The following is a 15,334-nucleotide window of genomic DNA, read 5'->3' on the forward strand; positions in this document are numbered from 1 at the left end:
ACTTTTGTTACGTAACATTTTGTTATTCAACAATATACTATCGAACAAAAAATTAGACAATAAAAATTAAACAATCTTGATTGCATTGAACAATTTACAAGTGCCCCTGACGTAGCCACATGTTTAGCATTTACGTTAACTCTGGCATAAATTAACGCATAGTTGAAGATTGCTTTTTTTGGTCTAATCAAAAAAATTGAGAGTGAATTTGTAGTAGGTATAGTTCTCGTCTTTAAGTTATTAAAGATTTTTGTCTAAAGTCAAATCAACTATACCGATTTGTTAGGATTTACAAAAAGCCAGTTCAACTGACTCTTTGAAAATTAACTGACGAATGGCTACCATTTTAAACCAATTGCATCAAATTTAATATACTCCTAAAAACCTAAAAACCACGTAATTAACAAAAATTACATGGTTTTGAAACTAAACAATTTTAGTTTTAGTGACCGCGGAGGGATTATAACCCTATCTTAAACTAGTAATCTTTATAGGTGCTTGAAGATGTCATTAATTCATGGTGGTTAAATAACTACCCTTTTAATTAAATTGGTTTGTTGACCAATGACTTTCAATCTGAAATAAAGATATAAAATTATCTTATTTAAAAGATATAAATTATGGTTCAAAACTAAAACTTCATTTTCTTATTATCAGAACTTTTAGCTCCTATACTTTCACATTCCACTTTATATTTTGAAGCCGCTGTTTTACTTCTAATAATGTTTTTAAAACATCAATGTCCTTAGGTAATTGACCATACACCAAATCCTTAAATTCATTATTGTATGTCCCTTTCAACTCATTCCATACATCCTCGGTATTGGTAAACAATAAGGCGTCTTTTGGATGGTTCTCTAACCATTTATTTCCAGATTTAAAACTGAATACATCATCATTGCCCACTGTTAATAGCATACTATCAAATTCAGGTGAATTAAAAAAGGCTTTTATAGTGTCTTGCTTTAATAATTGGTGAATATCATATGTATGGCGTATTTTGTTTCTTAGGTCATAAATAACATCATCACCATAAGAAAACCGAACAAGGCTCATAATCTTTTCGCAAATAGTTCTTTTCACATCCAATACTTGTACTTCAAACGGCAGCATATCATAAGTTTCAGCTATATCTAATTGATTATTCATCTGCATCATCTCAAAAACATAAGAACTAATATGTTGTTTGCGATAAGGTTCAAAACGTCCTAACCAGGTGGCTTCAACGACAATCACATTTCTTACTTGACCAAATTCACCTTGAAATAACTTCGGATAGTTATAAGCTATTTTTCTTATCATACCCAATTTATTCGTAATACCTTCTACATCGACTTCTTCAATTTTTGTAGCAACAACTTTAGTTATCTTCTTAAGCTTGTTTCTTAATTGATTCCCAGATTCACCTTCATTATTCAAAACCACCAAATCAATGTCTTCAGAAAACCGTTCTATAAAACCAAAACATTTTGATAATGCCGTTCCACCTTTAAAAACGGTCTGCTTTCCTATTGGATTGTTAAATATAGTATGCAAGGCTAACGTCACCCAATAATCCTTTTCTATATGAATTTCAGCAATGTTTAATTGCTGTGCTGTAATTCTAATAGCGTCTTCAAAAATTTTTATATCCTCATGGAGCTTCATACTAAATTCCAATTTTTTCCTGTTGAAAGTTGCTTACTAATAGCCGTTTTGTATTCTGAAAATGGGTTTAAACTTTCTTTAAGTACTTGTATAAACTCATTCTTCTCCATATTTTCAAGTAATGCCCCTAATAACGCTCTAGTTCTAGGAGGATATACTAAGGCATATTTTATAGTGTCAGCCAATTTTTTATTTGGCATCTCTTTTAACATGTTACTCAATATAACAACTGCTGCTTTTGGGTCTAGATCTGAAATTATATTAATGTCCTTAAGTGCATCTAGAAATCCTAATTGTCGATAATTATCATTTGTTACCTCGACATAACTTTTAACAGGTGTAGCCTTTATATTTCCAGCTTGCACATATATTCGTTTTCCTCTACTAGCAATTTTAATTTTAGAAGCTACTTGTCTTGTCAATCCCATTTGATTATATAAAGATGCTCCAGTAATGTAGGCAATACGTGTGTTTCCTTCAAACAAATACGGTTTTAACAGTTCTGCTTCACTCGGTTTAAGCTCACCAAAAACTGTGTTTTCTGGCTTATAAAACTTACCATTAGCTACTTTTTTAATAATCCCCTTTTTAAGTAAGCGTTCCAATGCCTTTGCTGCCGTTACATACTGGTCTGTAGTTATATTTAAATCTTTATAACCAAAGGTTTTACCTTGCGGAAACTGTTTTATTTGGCTTGCTATTTTAGTTGCTATATTCATAATCCTGCAAAGGTACAAATAAATACTATATGTCAAGTTTTTTGCTCAAAAAACTTGACATCGCAACAAGGATTTTCAAATGGTCACCTTTGGCACCACCAACTCTTTCAATAAGAGCAATATTCTTTAAAGCATCTAGATTATTATCAATAGCAATAGGACTTAAGCCAACTATTTCTTCAAGTTCTCTTTTAGAAACTTTATAGTTTTTATGAATAGCTTTAATAATATTAACTCTATTATCAGTAAGATTATCTACCCATTTATTAAAATCGAAAGGTCTTCTCAATGTAACCGTTTGCAATTTACCTTGGAACATATAGTTAATCTCAAATAATATATAAACATAGACGTTTTTTAAGCTTTTTTACTCTCGTTTTACTTTTGTAGGTGGAATTTGCCCTCGTTTAATTGTTACTTACTCTAAGCTTATTTATTTATCTCTCCATACGATTCAACCGACACTTTAAATTTTACTGTCGATTAGCGAACATTTTAAACCAAAATGATTCAAATTTAATGTACTCCTAAAAACCTAAAAACCACGTAATTAATAAAAATTACATGGTTTTGTTACTAAACAATTTTAGTTTTAGTGACCGCGAAGGGATTCGAACCCCCAACCCTCAGAGCCGAAATCTGATATTCTATCCAATTGAACTACGCAGCCGAAATATTAATTATTTTTTATTCGCTATTTATTATTGTAATACATTAATATTACAACTCGTCTTTTTAAGACAACTTAGCTTTTACAATATTGGAAATGGTTTTGCCATCAGCTTGTCCTGCCAATTCTTTACTAACCAATCCCATAACTTTGCCCATATCTTTCATGCCTTGCGCACCCACTTGATTTATAATATTTACAACTACTTTTTCAACATCGTCATCGCTTAGCGCAGTTGGTAAAAACTGACTGATAACTTTAGCTTCGGCTAATTCTGGTGCTGCTAAATCCTCACGTCCTTGCTCCAAATAAATGGCAGCACTATCTTTACGCTGCTTAACTTGTTTTTGAAGTATTTTAAGTTCTTGTTCTTCTGTCAGTTCTTCTTTTGCTCCGCTTTCTGTTTGCGCCAATAAAATAGCCGATTTTACAGCTCGTAAAGCTGTCAATGCTGTTTGATCTTTAGCTTTCATAGCTTCCTTTAAAGCCACCATAATATCCTGTTGTAAACTCATTGCTTTGTTTTTATTAGAATGCGAAGATAAAACAAATTTATAATAAAATATAGATGAAAAACAGATTCCTCAGAGCAAACTCTTGAGTTTTATTTTTGCCACGAATGACACTAATTTGCACAAATTTTAATGATTCTAAAAAATCACACAAATTTTATCTGCCTTTGGCAGATTCGTGGAATAAAAAATTTCTTTAAACAGACTGTCCTCGCAGAATCATAGAGGTATTTCGCCTGTTTCATTTTGACCTCAGGGTCAAAAAACCGAAATTTTGTATTTTACCTCACCCAGAACTGCCTTTCGAGCAGTTCTGAGCCTTCGGGGAAATATTTAAATTATAACATCCAGATTTGTGCAAATTAGTGTCATTCGTGGCTAATTTTTTATTTCTAAACTGGTGCGTTTGCCCTAACACATTCCTGCCTATATTAGGAATGTCTAAATTACGGGAATAAAAAAACCAAAAAGCTGAGGGGTATTTTTCGGGTTCATAACTAAGAGATTGTTTAAATTTTTTTTTGAAATGTTTTTTAGGGTATTTTTTGTCAGATGAAGGTGTTTTGAGATTCATAACATAGCTACGAACCGAAGAATAGCTAATGTATGGTGGAAAAAGACACATAAAAGAGTAAAAGAGCCAAAGGATAAAACTTATACAGTCTCTAAGCAAGGTCGGCATTCCTTTTAATTATAATATTATGTAAAAATGAATCATTGCTTAAATCCGTACAATATTGTCATTTACATTTACAATTTTGTCAATCCACAATTTTTACTTTCAAATTAATTAATAATAAAATAAATTGCTATGATTTATTTTGTATTTAAAAACGAACTCATCTTGATTTTTTGTTTTTAACCGAAAATGAGATAAAATTTGTACAGATGAGGCACTTTTTGTAAGGCATAGCATCGCTACGCATAAAAAAAGTAACGAAATATGGATAAATTTTAGCCATTCCTGCCTGCCGGCAGGCAGGTTTTAGGAAATAGAAAAAGTCAAGATGAGTTCACAACACCATAATCCAAGACATGAATAATTTTAAAGGCAAATTAATAATATGTATTTATTTTTCATATATAACCCTTGGCTTTACGCAAAGCTCTTTAGAGAGAGTATCGGTAAGTTTAAACAATTTTATTAATGAAAAAGGACATATCCTTGTTTTTAGAGGTTTGAATACTAGCGACCCCGATAAGCTGGAATCCCAAGGTCATTGGAACAAATCCTACTTTAAAGAAATAAAAAAATGGGGAGCAAACATAGTTCGCTTCCCAGTACATCCAACAACTTGGACAAAAAGAGGAAAGAAAAATTACCTTAAGCTTCTAGATGATGGTATAAAATGGGCGGAAGAGTTAGGTCTTTACGTTATAATTGACTGGCATAGCATTGGTAATTTACAAACAGAAATGTATCAGCACGATATGTACGATACCACATTAAAACAAACTTATGATTTCTGGAGAACCATCGCTGTAAAATATGGAAAAAACACAACGGTAGCCTTTTATGAGTTATTTAATGAACCTACCACATACAATAATACTTTAGGTACAGCAGATTGGGAAACATGGAAAACACTTAATGAGGAAATCATAACCATTGTTAGAGCTAATGGCGGCGAAGGCATTCCGCTTGTGGCAGGTTTCAATTGGGCCTATGACTTGACCCCAATTATTAATAATCCTATCCATGCAGAAGGTATTGCATACGTAAGTCACCCTTACCCAGAAAAAAGAGAAAAGCCATGGGAAGACGCATGGACAGCAGATTGGGGATTTGTAAAAGAAACATATCCAGTAATACTAACTGAGATTGGGTTTTGTGGCCCTGAAGATATAGGTCAGCACCATCCCGTTATAGGAGATGAATCTTATGGAGATGCCATAACCAATTATTGTGATGAAAAAGAAATTTCATATGTGGTTTGGGTTTTTGATCCTAATTGGGCGCCAAGATTATTTGAAAACTGGAACTACACCCCATCAAGACATGGAAAGTATTTTAAGAAAAAACTTCAAAGCTACAACTACAATTAATAAAGGTTCCATAGATTAAAAATAATATATATGAACATCCACCTCCTTCAAATACTAATACTTTCGCTATTATTTAATTGCAATGAAACACTGCCAACAAAATATGGTGCAGACAACAAGAATTTCCAATATAATGGCAGATATGACCTTATTGAAAATGGTGCCGCATTAATATCTCCGGGAGCCTCTGTATCTATCAACTTTTCAGGGAATGTTTGCGAAATCTATTTAAAGGCTGAAAAAGCCCCCTATAATTACGTAGCATTTGAATTAGATGGAAAATACCTCGGCAGAAAAAAAATTGAAAGCGAAGCCACTGAACCTTATATTTTAGAAGTCTCTTCAGAAGAAAAGACACATACCTTAAAAATTATTAAAGAGTCTGAAGCCAGTAATGGATTTGTCTTATTTAGCGGGATTAAGGTAGAGAAAGTTATGGGCTATACTCAACAACCAAAATATTATATTGAATATATTGGAGATTCCATTACATGTGGTGCCGTATCAGACGGTAGTGTAACCCCTTGCGATGAAGGTGACTATTTTGACCATGAAAATGTATATTATTCTTATGGCGCCAATATAGCCAGAGCACTACAAGCAGATTTTATGTTAAGTTCTGTATCAGGCATCGGAATGTACAGAAATTGGAACGATGAAAACATAGAAGAACCTATTATGCCACAGGTTTATGAAAACTTGTATCTAGATACCAATCATTCAAAAAAATACAATTTTGAACGCAAGCCAAACATTGTTAGTATTTGTTTAGGAACCAACGATTTATCAAATGGTGATGGTATAAAATCTCGCTTAGCTTTTAATAAAGAAAAGTACACAGCCAATTACATAAACTTTGTAAAAACAGTCTTTAACCACTATCCCAACACACAAATAGTTTTACTGAATAGCCCCATGGTTGGTGGCGAAAATAATATATTATTGCTTTCATGTTTAAAAGAAGTGCAATCCTATTTTGCTGAAAACAATAATAAATCTATTTTATTATTTGAGTTTGACAAAACATATACAAACGGTTGTTTATGGCATCCTAGTGTTGAAAATCATAGACAAATAGCCGAAAAACTAACGCCTTTTTTTAAAAGCATTTTACATACTAAATAATGAAGTTCTTAAAAATCATCGTGCTATTATTGGTTGTAAAAGTATCCTATGCAAATGTGGTTCTACCTTCAGTATTTTCAGATCATATGGTTTTACAGCAGCAAGACAACGTAAGGTTCTGGGGCTGGGCAAATCCAGATGAAGAAGTGGTTATATCACCCTCTTGGACAGATGAAAATTACAAAACAAAAGCAACCAATCAAGCGTTTTGGGAGCTTACCATAAAGACCCCGAAATTTGGCGGACCATTTACCATTACAATTAAAGGTTATAATGAAATTGTTTTAAAGGACATCTTAATTGGAGAGGTATGGTTGTGCTCTGGGCAATCCAATATGGAAATGTCGGCCAGCTGGGGAATTGAAAATGGTGAACAAGAAATAGCTGAAGCCAATCACCCAAACATTCGATTTTTCACAGTTCCAAAGGCTTCTGCTGAAAAACCTCAAAATAATTTAATAGCCAATTGGCAAGTCTGCACCCCCGAGAGCATGGAACACACGAGTGCCTTGGCTTATTTTTTTGCCAAAAGAATACAGGAAAACCTAAACAATGTTCCCGTTGGACTATTGGTTTCTGCGTGGGGCGGAACACCTGCCGAAATTTGGATGCCTGAAGAAATTATAAAAAGAGATTCTATATTGAATAAAGCCGCAAATAAATTAGCACCTACCACATACGGCCCCATAGAGCCAGCTAGAGCCTTTAATGCCATGATCAATCCATTGATTGGCTACAACATCTCAGGCATACTTTGGTATCAAGGAGAATCAAATGTGGGCTCAAAGGTATATGATAAAACCCTTGAAGTATTAATTCAATCTTGGCGTCATTTATGGCAGAAAAATGTTCCTTTTTATTTTGTCCAAATAGCTCCCTACAAGTATGGGAAAAATCATTTTTCAGGTGTTGAAGTTAGGGATGCACAACGCAAAGTCGATGATAAAATTGAAAATACTGGCATGGTCATTATCAGTGACATATCTCCGATAGACGATATTCATCCAAAGGACAAAAAATCAGTGGGCATTAGATTAGCTAATTTAGCTTTAAAAAAACATTATAACACTTTAGATGGGCTAGTTGAAAGTCCAAGCTTTTCCAGTGTCACATTCAAAAAAAATAAAGCCATTGTTTCTTTTAAAAATGCCGAAGGGCTTTACTTAAAAGACAAAAAAACGTTATTTGAAATTGCCGAAGCCGATACATTGTTTTACCCAGCAACTTGTAAGCTATCAGGCACAGATATTATCCTTTCATCAAATAAAATTACAACCCCCAAATACATTAGATTCGCTTGGGGAAATACTTTGCAATCCAATCTGTTTAACAAGGCTGACCTACCAGCTTCTAGTTTTACAACAGAAAAATAAAAACGTAAATTAGATATCATGAATTTAAAAAAATCGCAACTCATTTTCACTTTAATGCTCATAGCTTTTATGAGTTGTCAAGCTCAAAAACCAAAACAAATGAATACTAAAAACACCATAGAACAAAAAATTGATACCCTTTTAAAACAAATGACCGTAGAAGAAAAAGTAGGTCAAATGAATCAATACAACGGATTTTGGGATGTTACTGGACCTGCGCCTGAAGGAGGAAGTGCAGAAAAGAAATACGCCCATTTACGAAAAGGCTGGGTCGGTTCCATGCTTAACGTAAGAGGTGCAAAAGCAGTCAGAGCCGTTCAAAAAATAGCCGTAGAAGAAACGCGCTTGGGTATTCCTTTAATTATAGGCTTTGATGTGATTCATGGCTATAAAACACTCAGTCCCATTCCATTGGCCGAAGCTGCCAGTTGGGACTTAGAAGCCATCAAAAAATCGGCTCAAGCAGCCGCCGCCGAAGCATCGGCATCTGGAATAAATTGGACCTTTGGCCCTATGGTTGACATCTCTCGTGATGCCCGTTGGGGACGTGTTATGGAAGGTGCAGGTGAAGACCCGTTCTTAGGAAGCAAAATCGCCGAAGTCAGAGTAAAAGGATTTCAAGGTGACGACCTATCCGCAGTAAACACCATTGCTGCTTGTGCCAAACATTTTGCTGGGTACGGTTTTTCAGAAGCAGGAAAAGAATATAACACAGTTGATATTGGGACTTCAACCTTACATAATATGGTATTACCACCATTTAAAGCAGCTGTTGATGCAGGGGTTAGAACATTAATGAACTCTTTTAATGAAGTAAATGGCATACCAGCTACAGGAAACGCTTACTTACAAAGAGACATTTTAAAAGGTTTGTGGCGTTTTGATGGCTTTGTAGTTTCAGATTGGGCCTCTTTAAATGAAATGATCACTTGGGGATATACCAAAGACAAACGTGAAGCTGCAAAAATAGCAGTTACAGCAGGTTCAGACATGGATATGGAAGGCTATGTGTATATTGAAGCATTAGCACAATTAGTAAAAGATGGTGTTGTAAGCGAATCGATAGTAGATGATGCCGTTAGAAGGATATTAAGAGTCAAATTTGAGTTGGGTCTATTTGATGATCCCTATAAATATTGCGATGAAACACGTGAAAAGGAAACCATTGGCAACTCAAAAAATCATGAAGCGGTATTGGATATGGCTAAAAAATCCATTGTGCTTTTAAAAAACGATAACAAGTTGCTTCCATTAAAAAAAGAAGGTCAAAAAATCGCTTTGATTGGCGCATTGGCTCATGACAAATCCAGTCCTTTAGGAAGCTGGAGAATTGCCGCCGAAGACGATACAGCCGTATCTGTTTTAGAAGGGATGCAGCGATATAAAGGCAATACGCTGACCTATGCCAAAGGAGCAGATGTAACAACTGAAAAAGCCGACTTTGTTCAAGAAGTAGTTATCAATACAACCGACAAAAGTGGGTTTGCTGAAGCCCTTGCCATCGCTGAGCAATCTGATGTTGTGGTCATGGTATTAGGTGAACATGGGTTTCAAACTGGTGAAGGCAGAAGCAGAACCAATTTACTGTTACCTGGTGTGCAACAGGAGTTATTGGAAGCAGTGTATAAAGTAAATCCAAACATTGTTTTAGTATTAAACAACGGCCGGCCATTAGCAATCAATTGGGCTGATGAACATATTCCAGCGATTGTTGAAGCTTGGCATTTAGGAACAGAAACCGGTAACGCCGTTGCCCAGATTTTATATGGTGATTACAACCCAAGCGGAAAATTGCCTATGACATTTCCTAGAAACGTGGGTCAAGTACCCATTTATTACAACTATAAAAACACAGGACGCCCTACAAATAAAGACAACAATGTGTTTTGGTCGCATTACACCGATGTAGAAAAAACGCCTTTATATCCTTTTGGATACGGGTTAAGTTATACCACTTTTGAATATTCAAATTTAGAACTAAATAAAAATTCGTTTAAAATAGGTGAAGATGTAAACGTATCTGTTACTTTAAAAAATACCGGGGACCTTAAAGGAAAAGAAGTGGTTCAGCTATACATTAGGGATTTATTTGCCTCTGTAACACGACCTGTAAAAGAGTTAAAAGGCTTCGAATTGGTTGAATTAAAAGCTGGGGAAACAAAAACCATTCATTTCATCTTAAACAAAGAAAACTTAGGGTTCTACGATAATGATGGGACATATATTGTAGAACCAGGAGATTTCAAAGTATTTATTGGGGGAAGCTCTGTAACAACTCTAGAGGCAGACTTTAGTTTGATTGATTAACCAACGCCTTATTGGCTGTTTTTATCAGCTCCAAGGTTGAAATATCTGTGGCAAAAACGGAATTCAAACCTTGGGGTTCTTGTGGCGGATCTGCCGTAAAATCATCGCCATGTTGCCATTTGCCTTTTTCAGGATTGGTTTTAGCAAACCCAGCAAATCCCCAAAAGTTTAATCCCGAAAGAATCTCTTGCTTTTTATAGCTTTCGGTAATTCTAGCAAAAATAGCGTTGTAAAATATATTTCGATTTTCTACAGAAGCCCCTAGAGACAAACTTTCTTTTTCACGTGGAAAACCAAATTCAGACACCACAATGGGTTTATTGAGTTTCTTGGCTATTTCGATATGTTCATCCATATATTCATAAGCTTTTACAATGGATTCTTGTGTCGTTTGTTTTTCATTATTGATATCATACCAACTCCAATTTTTAGGCCACATGTGCATGGTTAAATAATCAATGTTCTTGTTGGAATGCAATCTTTCATACATCTTGATGTCATCTAAATAACTAGCTTTTCCTTCTGCCCCTGTAGATACCAAGTGGTTTGGATCTAGAGACTTAATTAAATCAACGGTTTCATTTAACCAACCAGCAAAAGCTTTTTCGTGATTGGGAGTCATTAACACTCTAGGCTCATTAGCAACTTGCCAAGACATAATCGTATTATCATTCATATATTTTATCCCAGAATATTTATTGGTTCTGCCAATAATAAATTTAAGATGATTATAATAAGCCTCTTTACACGGTTTACAGCTATGAAATTGTTTGGTGTAATTCATATACTCGTCCCAAGAATATTGTTCTAAAAATGGGTTTGGAACTTCTCCATAACCATTCCATTTTAAATATTCGGACATACCTCCAGACCAAATCCAATTATTGTTTAAATATAAAACGGCATACATCTGTCGTTTGCGCATTTCTGCCATCAAGAAATCCAAACCGTCCAATAAATCCTTATTATAAACCCCTTGTTCTGGTTGTAAAGCGGGATATACTTTAGAATCTCCCCCATCGCCTTCTGCTCCAACCAGAATGCGCAAATTGTCAATACCAACTTCTTTCATTAAGTCCAATTCTTTAATAAGACGATCCCTATCCCCTATATTTTTAGCCGCTATTAATGGGCCGTACCAATAATTTGCACCAACAAAATAATAGGGCTTACCATCTTTTACAAACTGGGAATCCTGAACTCTAATTTGGTCGATATCTACACTTCTTACAGCTTTTCTGTACTTAGCACTTTTACAAGCCGAAAAGAGCATAATTGTCGAAATGAACAGGATAAATTTATTTATTTTCATCATAAATTGGTTTTAGTTTGGTAATGTATACATAGTAGGCAATTCGTTTTGAAGTACCGTTTTTGGTTTATTTGCAAAGGCAATAAAATCAGCAGTATCTGGCAACCCTGGTGCGGGTGTACAATATGTAGTCTCCGTGTTATACCAAAACATCATATAACCAATTTCAGTATTATTAGCTGTTATGGCATTATACAAGTTTATTGAGTAAAAGTTAGGAATTGGATTATTTGTTCCTGGTGTGATAAAATAACCCGTTTCGGTGAGTGCTGCTATTTTAACCTTTTCTATCGCCAAATTTGAAATAATTTGAAGTTTTTTATTGGCATTATTAACACCTGTTTGCCCTTGGTTATTTAAATCCCCATAATTATCCATTCCAAGAATATCTACATAACTATCCCCTGGGTACCTTTCTAAATATTCAATTGAAGAATCAAAGCTATTATCAGGAGAAAAAGCAAAAAGAATGTTATTAACATTCAAAATATCTCTTAAATATTGAACCGAAAATTGCCAAAGAGAAATAAACTGTTGCGGTGTACAATATGATTTTCCCCACCAAAACCAATCACCATCAAACTCATGAAAAGGCCTAAATATAAAGGGTACTAATTTACCATCGGCACCTACCATACTTTTGGCAACTTCAGCAACTTTTTCAAGTTTTTGTTTATAATATTCATGATTTTCCCCTCCAGGTAAAATGCTAATAAAGGCATTGCTTTTCTGGAAATCCGTCATCTCACTGGTGTAAAAAGAAACGCCTTCATAAGGTTCTCTTAAGTGCCAACTAAAGGCGTTTACCATACCTTTATTGTAGGCTTCAATGGCATCGGATTTAATGCGTTGTTCTTGTTGATAAAACCAATTTGAAGATGTGCCATCATTCAGGTCGTCTGTAATAAACAAAAAATCCGATCCTAATAATCCAGGATCACTCCCTGTTGTTTTCTTAATATCGGAATCTCCTGCCATGTTATTATAAAAATCATGAAACGCATTATGCTGACCAACGATAAAGTGTGTTCTTGATAGTGTTTTAAGATTGTAAAACAAAGCAACTGTTTCGGCTGTAGCATTTGGGTTTACCATATAAAGTGTAGCATCTTGTGGCTGCAAAACAAAACCATTATCTGGAATTGGCGTATCTTCAGTAAGTTCATCTTTAGAACAACTTACAGATAATAAAACTATTACAAGCATTAAGGACACCTTACTTTTGCCTAACATTGGTTCGTTTTGATTGTTCATTTGCTTATGCACATATTATAGATGGTTTAATTATTTAAAACTATACATGCCCTAGATGTGTGGTAAGGTGCTTTCCACATACTTACCTTATTTTCTTCCGTATAAACATTTCCTTTTTTATCTACCCTAAAAAACCATTCCCCGTTTTCATGATCTATGAGATGTTTTTTAATATAATCCCATATTTTTACTGAAGTGATTCTAAAGTTTTTATCGGGATTTAATTCAAAGGCATATTTTAATCCTATTAAAGCTTCCACTTGTGGCCACCAATGCTTATCTGTATCTATATGGTTGGTGATTAAATTTTTTTCGTTTAAAACAGCGCCATCATCATCAATAGCTTCATTTAAAAAAGTATCAGCTACTTTTATAGCTATAACATTCGCTTGATTTACCAAATCTTCATTATTCAATTGTTTCGCTGCTTCAATAACCAACCATGCGGTTTCAATATCATGACCATAAGATACTGTATGGCTCAATAAAGTCCAAGTGTCATCAAAAAATAAATCGTAATGATTTTGATTGTTCAAGAATTTTTCAAAAAACAGGTTTACAAGTGTTTTTAAAGAATCTCTTAATTGAATAGTGTCATAAATTTTAAGCAATGTCGTATAAGCTTCCAAAACATGCAAATGTGTATTCATTGTTTTGGAAGCATTCATATCCTTATCACTTAATCGCATATCTTCTATCGGACTCCAATCTTCATTAAAAGCTTCGAAATAACCTGTATTTAATGGGTCTTTTGCATGCTTCTCTATAAGTTCAAAAATTCCTATAGCCCACTTTTTTGCTGCGTCATTTTTTGTAAATATATAATATTCAGACAGTGCATAAATAGTAAATGCTTGAGCGTAAACTTGTTTGCGTTTGTTTAAAGGATTCCCTTTATAATCAAGTTCCCAAAAAACCCCTCCGTTAGTTTCATCTTTAAAAAAAGTCTTTAAATACTGAAATGCTCTATCACAAATATCTTGGTATTCATCTGTTTTTAAATGATTTGAAGCTGCTGAGAACGACCAAAGAATGCGTGAATTCAAAATAATACCCTTGGGGGCTTCCGAAACAACTTTATTATAATGATTTATTTTGCCTACAAACCCTCCGTGTTCTAAATCTAATGTGTTATTAGTCCAATAACTTAGTATGTTTTTTAATTCAGAATTCAGCTCTGATTTGAGTTGGTTGTAGGCATTCATAATTAGTACAAACCTTTGTTTTTTTCTATGAGGTTTAAAATTGTTTGTACTGAACCCGCAGAAGTAAATTTATCTTCTGGTGTGTTCATACAATAATCCACTAATTTTTCAATGGTTGAAGTTGCTACATGCATTCTTGTATCGCATGATGCATAGTAAATATAAACAGTGCCATCCTTATCGGCTATCCAACCATTTGAAAATAATACGTTAGACACATCTCCTACTCTTTCTTCATTTTCCGGTGCCATAAAATAACCTGCTGGGCGGTGGATCACTTTTGAGATATCGTTTAAATCTGTCATAAACATATACAAGGTATAACGCAATCCTGCAGCTGTATTTCTTACACCATGAGCAAGATGCAACCAGCCTTTATCTGTTTTAATTGGTGCTGGTCCCAAACCGTTCTTAAGTTCGTAGATGGTATGGTATACTTTATTATTGATTATGCTTTCACCTTTTACAACTGGATTCGTCATATCATCAATATACCCCAAGCCAATGCCGCCACCACTTCCAACATCTATAAACCCTTGTTGTGGCCTTGTATAAACAGCGTATTTTCCATTAACAAACTCAGGATGAAGTACCACATTACGTTGCTGCCCGGTATTTGAAATTAAATCTGGCAATCGCTCCCAATTGATCAAGTCTTTTGTTCTTACAATTCCAGCATTAGCAATAGCACTGCTAGTGTCTTCTGGCGGAACATTTGGATCCTTTCGTTCGGTGCAGAAAACACCATAAATCCAACCATCTTCATGAGTTATTAAGCGCATATCGTATATATTGGTATCTGGATTTTCCTCAATTTGGGGTATCACGCAAGGTTTATCCCAAAACTCAAAATTGTCAATACCATTCGGGCTTTCAGCTATGGCAAAAAATGATTTTCTATCATTACCCTCTGTTCGAAGACACAATACATATTTATCATGCCACTTTATTGCTCCCGAATTCATTACCGCATTAAACCCTATTCTTTCTAAAGCATTTGGGTTTGTTTCTGGATTTAAATCATATCTCCAATGGATTGGAACATGCTCGGCAGTTACAACTGGATTTTTATATCTATTATAAACTCCATTTGATTTAGAAACAGGCTCATTTTCTCTGCAAATCAATCTTTGATGAGCCATTTTTACATCTTCTATATGGTTA

General features: G+C 34.5%; 12 protein-coding genes and 1 tRNA gene. 4 read left to right on the forward strand and 9 right to left on the reverse strand.

The window, feature by feature from the left end:
- Positions 1 to 669: 669 nt before the first annotated feature.
- From ACGLWY_RS02155 to ACGLWY_RS02175, 5 genes are all read right to left on the reverse strand, one after another.
- Positions 670 to 1,647 (reverse strand): nucleotidyl transferase AbiEii/AbiGii toxin family protein, encoded by a 978-nt coding sequence (locus tag ACGLWY_RS02155; RefSeq protein WP_396618029.1) that lies wholly within the window; start codon positions 1,645 to 1,647, stop codon positions 670 to 672.
- The gene (locus ACGLWY_RS02160; protein ID WP_396618030.1) at positions 1,644 to 2,366 is read right to left on the reverse strand and encodes a DUF6088 family protein; all 723 of its coding nucleotides are present in this window, start codon (positions 2,364 to 2,366) and stop codon (positions 1,644 to 1,646) included. The genes ACGLWY_RS02155 and ACGLWY_RS02160 overlap by 4 nt, the downstream gene beginning before the upstream one ends.
- 25 nt (positions 2,367 to 2,391) lie before the next feature.
- On the reverse strand, positions 2,392 to 2,685 hold the full coding sequence (locus tag ACGLWY_RS02165) for a hypothetical protein (RefSeq protein ID WP_396618031.1): 294 nt from the start codon (positions 2,683 to 2,685) through the stop codon (positions 2,392 to 2,394).
- Between the two features lie 277 nt (positions 2,686 to 2,962).
- Positions 2,963 to 3,036 (reverse strand) — tRNA-Arg (locus tag ACGLWY_RS02170).
- A 65-nt stretch (positions 3,037 to 3,101) separates the two neighbouring features.
- Positions 3,102 to 3,551, reverse strand: a complete 450-nt coding sequence (locus ACGLWY_RS02175) for a GatB/YqeY domain-containing protein (RefSeq protein ID WP_396618032.1) — start codon at positions 3,549 to 3,551, stop codon at positions 3,102 to 3,104.
- A gap of 1,032 nt (positions 3,552 to 4,583) precedes the next feature.
- Between ACGLWY_RS02175 and ACGLWY_RS02180 the strand changes: the two genes are divergently transcribed.
- From ACGLWY_RS02180 to bglX, 4 genes are read left to right on the forward strand one after another with little or no spacing between them, the layout of a single operon-like run.
- Positions 4,584 to 5,594 carry a glycoside hydrolase family 5 protein gene (locus tag ACGLWY_RS02180; RefSeq protein WP_396618033.1) on the forward strand — a complete coding sequence of 337 codons (1,011 nt, stop codon included), beginning with the start codon at positions 4,584 to 4,586 and terminating at the stop codon, positions 5,592 to 5,594.
- Between the two features lie 30 nt (positions 5,595 to 5,624).
- Positions 5,625 to 6,719: a GDSL-type esterase/lipase family protein gene (locus ACGLWY_RS02185; RefSeq protein ID WP_396618034.1), complete on the forward strand. Its 1,095-nt coding sequence runs from the start codon at positions 5,625 to 5,627 to the stop codon at positions 6,717 to 6,719.
- Positions 6,719 to 8,092, forward strand: coding sequence for a sialate O-acetylesterase (locus ACGLWY_RS02190; protein WP_396618035.1), 1,374 nt, complete (start codon positions 6,719 to 6,721; stop codon positions 8,090 to 8,092). Before ACGLWY_RS02185 ends, ACGLWY_RS02190 begins: the two co-directional genes overlap by 1 nt.
- 18 nt (positions 8,093 to 8,110) lie before the next feature.
- Complete coding sequence (gene bglX, locus ACGLWY_RS02195) at positions 8,111 to 10,399, forward strand: beta-glucosidase BglX (RefSeq protein WP_396618036.1); 2,289 nt, start codon at positions 8,111 to 8,113, stop codon at positions 10,397 to 10,399.
- Here the strand turns inward: bglX and ACGLWY_RS02200 are convergent.
- From ACGLWY_RS02200 to ACGLWY_RS02215, 4 genes are read right to left on the reverse strand one after another with little or no spacing between them, the layout of a single operon-like run.
- The gene (locus tag ACGLWY_RS02200) at positions 10,383 to 11,714 is read right to left on the reverse strand and encodes a beta-mannanase (protein ID WP_396618037.1); all 1,332 of its coding nucleotides are present in this window, start codon (positions 11,712 to 11,714) and stop codon (positions 10,383 to 10,385) included. The two genes, bglX and ACGLWY_RS02200, sit on opposite strands and share 17 nt — an antisense overlap.
- 9 nt (positions 11,715 to 11,723) lie before the next feature.
- Entirely contained in the window at positions 11,724 to 12,965 is a 1,242-nt protein-coding gene (locus ACGLWY_RS02205) for a glycoside hydrolase family 26 protein (RefSeq protein WP_396618038.1), read from the reverse strand.
- 26 nt (positions 12,966 to 12,991) lie between these two features.
- The gene (locus tag ACGLWY_RS02210; RefSeq protein WP_396618039.1) at positions 12,992 to 14,170 is read right to left on the reverse strand and encodes an AGE family epimerase/isomerase; all 1,179 of its coding nucleotides are present in this window, start codon (positions 14,168 to 14,170) and stop codon (positions 12,992 to 12,994) included.
- 2 nt (positions 14,171 to 14,172) lie between these two features.
- Positions 14,173 to 15,312 (reverse strand): glycosidase, encoded by a 1,140-nt coding sequence (locus ACGLWY_RS02215; RefSeq protein ID WP_396618615.1) that lies wholly within the window; start codon positions 15,310 to 15,312, stop codon positions 14,173 to 14,175.
- Positions 15,313 to 15,334 lie beyond the last annotated feature (22 nt).

Origin of the sequence: Mariniflexile sp. HMF6888, from assembly GCF_044335535.1 — a bacterium.
Lineage (GTDB): Bacteria > Bacteroidota > Bacteroidia > Flavobacteriales > Flavobacteriaceae > Mariniflexile.

Coding starts and splice junctions, on each gene's coding strand:
- ACGLWY_RS02180 (WP_396618033.1), top strand. CDS start 4,584: ATGAATAATTTTAAAGGCAAATTAATAATATGTATTTATTTTTCATAT.
- ACGLWY_RS02175 (WP_396618032.1), bottom strand. CDS start 3,551: ATGAGTTTACAACAGGATATTATGGTGGCTTTAAAGGAAGCTATGAAA.
- ACGLWY_RS02205 (WP_396618038.1), bottom strand. CDS start 12,965: ATGAACAATCAAAACGAACCAATGTTAGGCAAAAGTAAGGTGTCCTTA.
- ACGLWY_RS02155 (WP_396618029.1), bottom strand. CDS start 1,647: ATGAAGCTCCATGAGGATATAAAAATTTTTGAAGACGCTATTAGAATT.
- ACGLWY_RS02160 (WP_396618030.1), bottom strand. CDS start 2,366: ATGAATATAGCAACTAAAATAGCAAGCCAAATAAAACAGTTTCCGCAA.
- ACGLWY_RS02190 (WP_396618035.1), top strand. CDS start 6,719: ATGAAGTTCTTAAAAATCATCGTGCTATTATTGGTTGTAAAAGTATCC.
- bglX (WP_396618036.1), top strand. CDS start 8,111: ATGAATTTAAAAAAATCGCAACTCATTTTCACTTTAATGCTCATAGCT.
- ACGLWY_RS02165 (WP_396618031.1), bottom strand. CDS start 2,685: ATGTTCCAAGGTAAATTGCAAACGGTTACATTGAGAAGACCTTTCGAT.
- ACGLWY_RS02210 (WP_396618039.1), bottom strand. CDS start 14,170: ATGAATGCCTACAACCAACTCAAATCAGAGCTGAATTCTGAATTAAAA.
- ACGLWY_RS02215 (WP_396618615.1), bottom strand. CDS start 15,312: ATGGCTCATCAAAGATTGATTTGCAGAGAAAATGAGCCTGTTTCTAAA.
- ACGLWY_RS02185 (WP_396618034.1), top strand. CDS start 5,625: ATGAACATCCACCTCCTTCAAATACTAATACTTTCGCTATTATTTAAT.
- ACGLWY_RS02200 (WP_396618037.1), bottom strand. CDS start 11,714: ATGATGAAAATAAATAAATTTATCCTGTTCATTTCGACAATTATGCTC.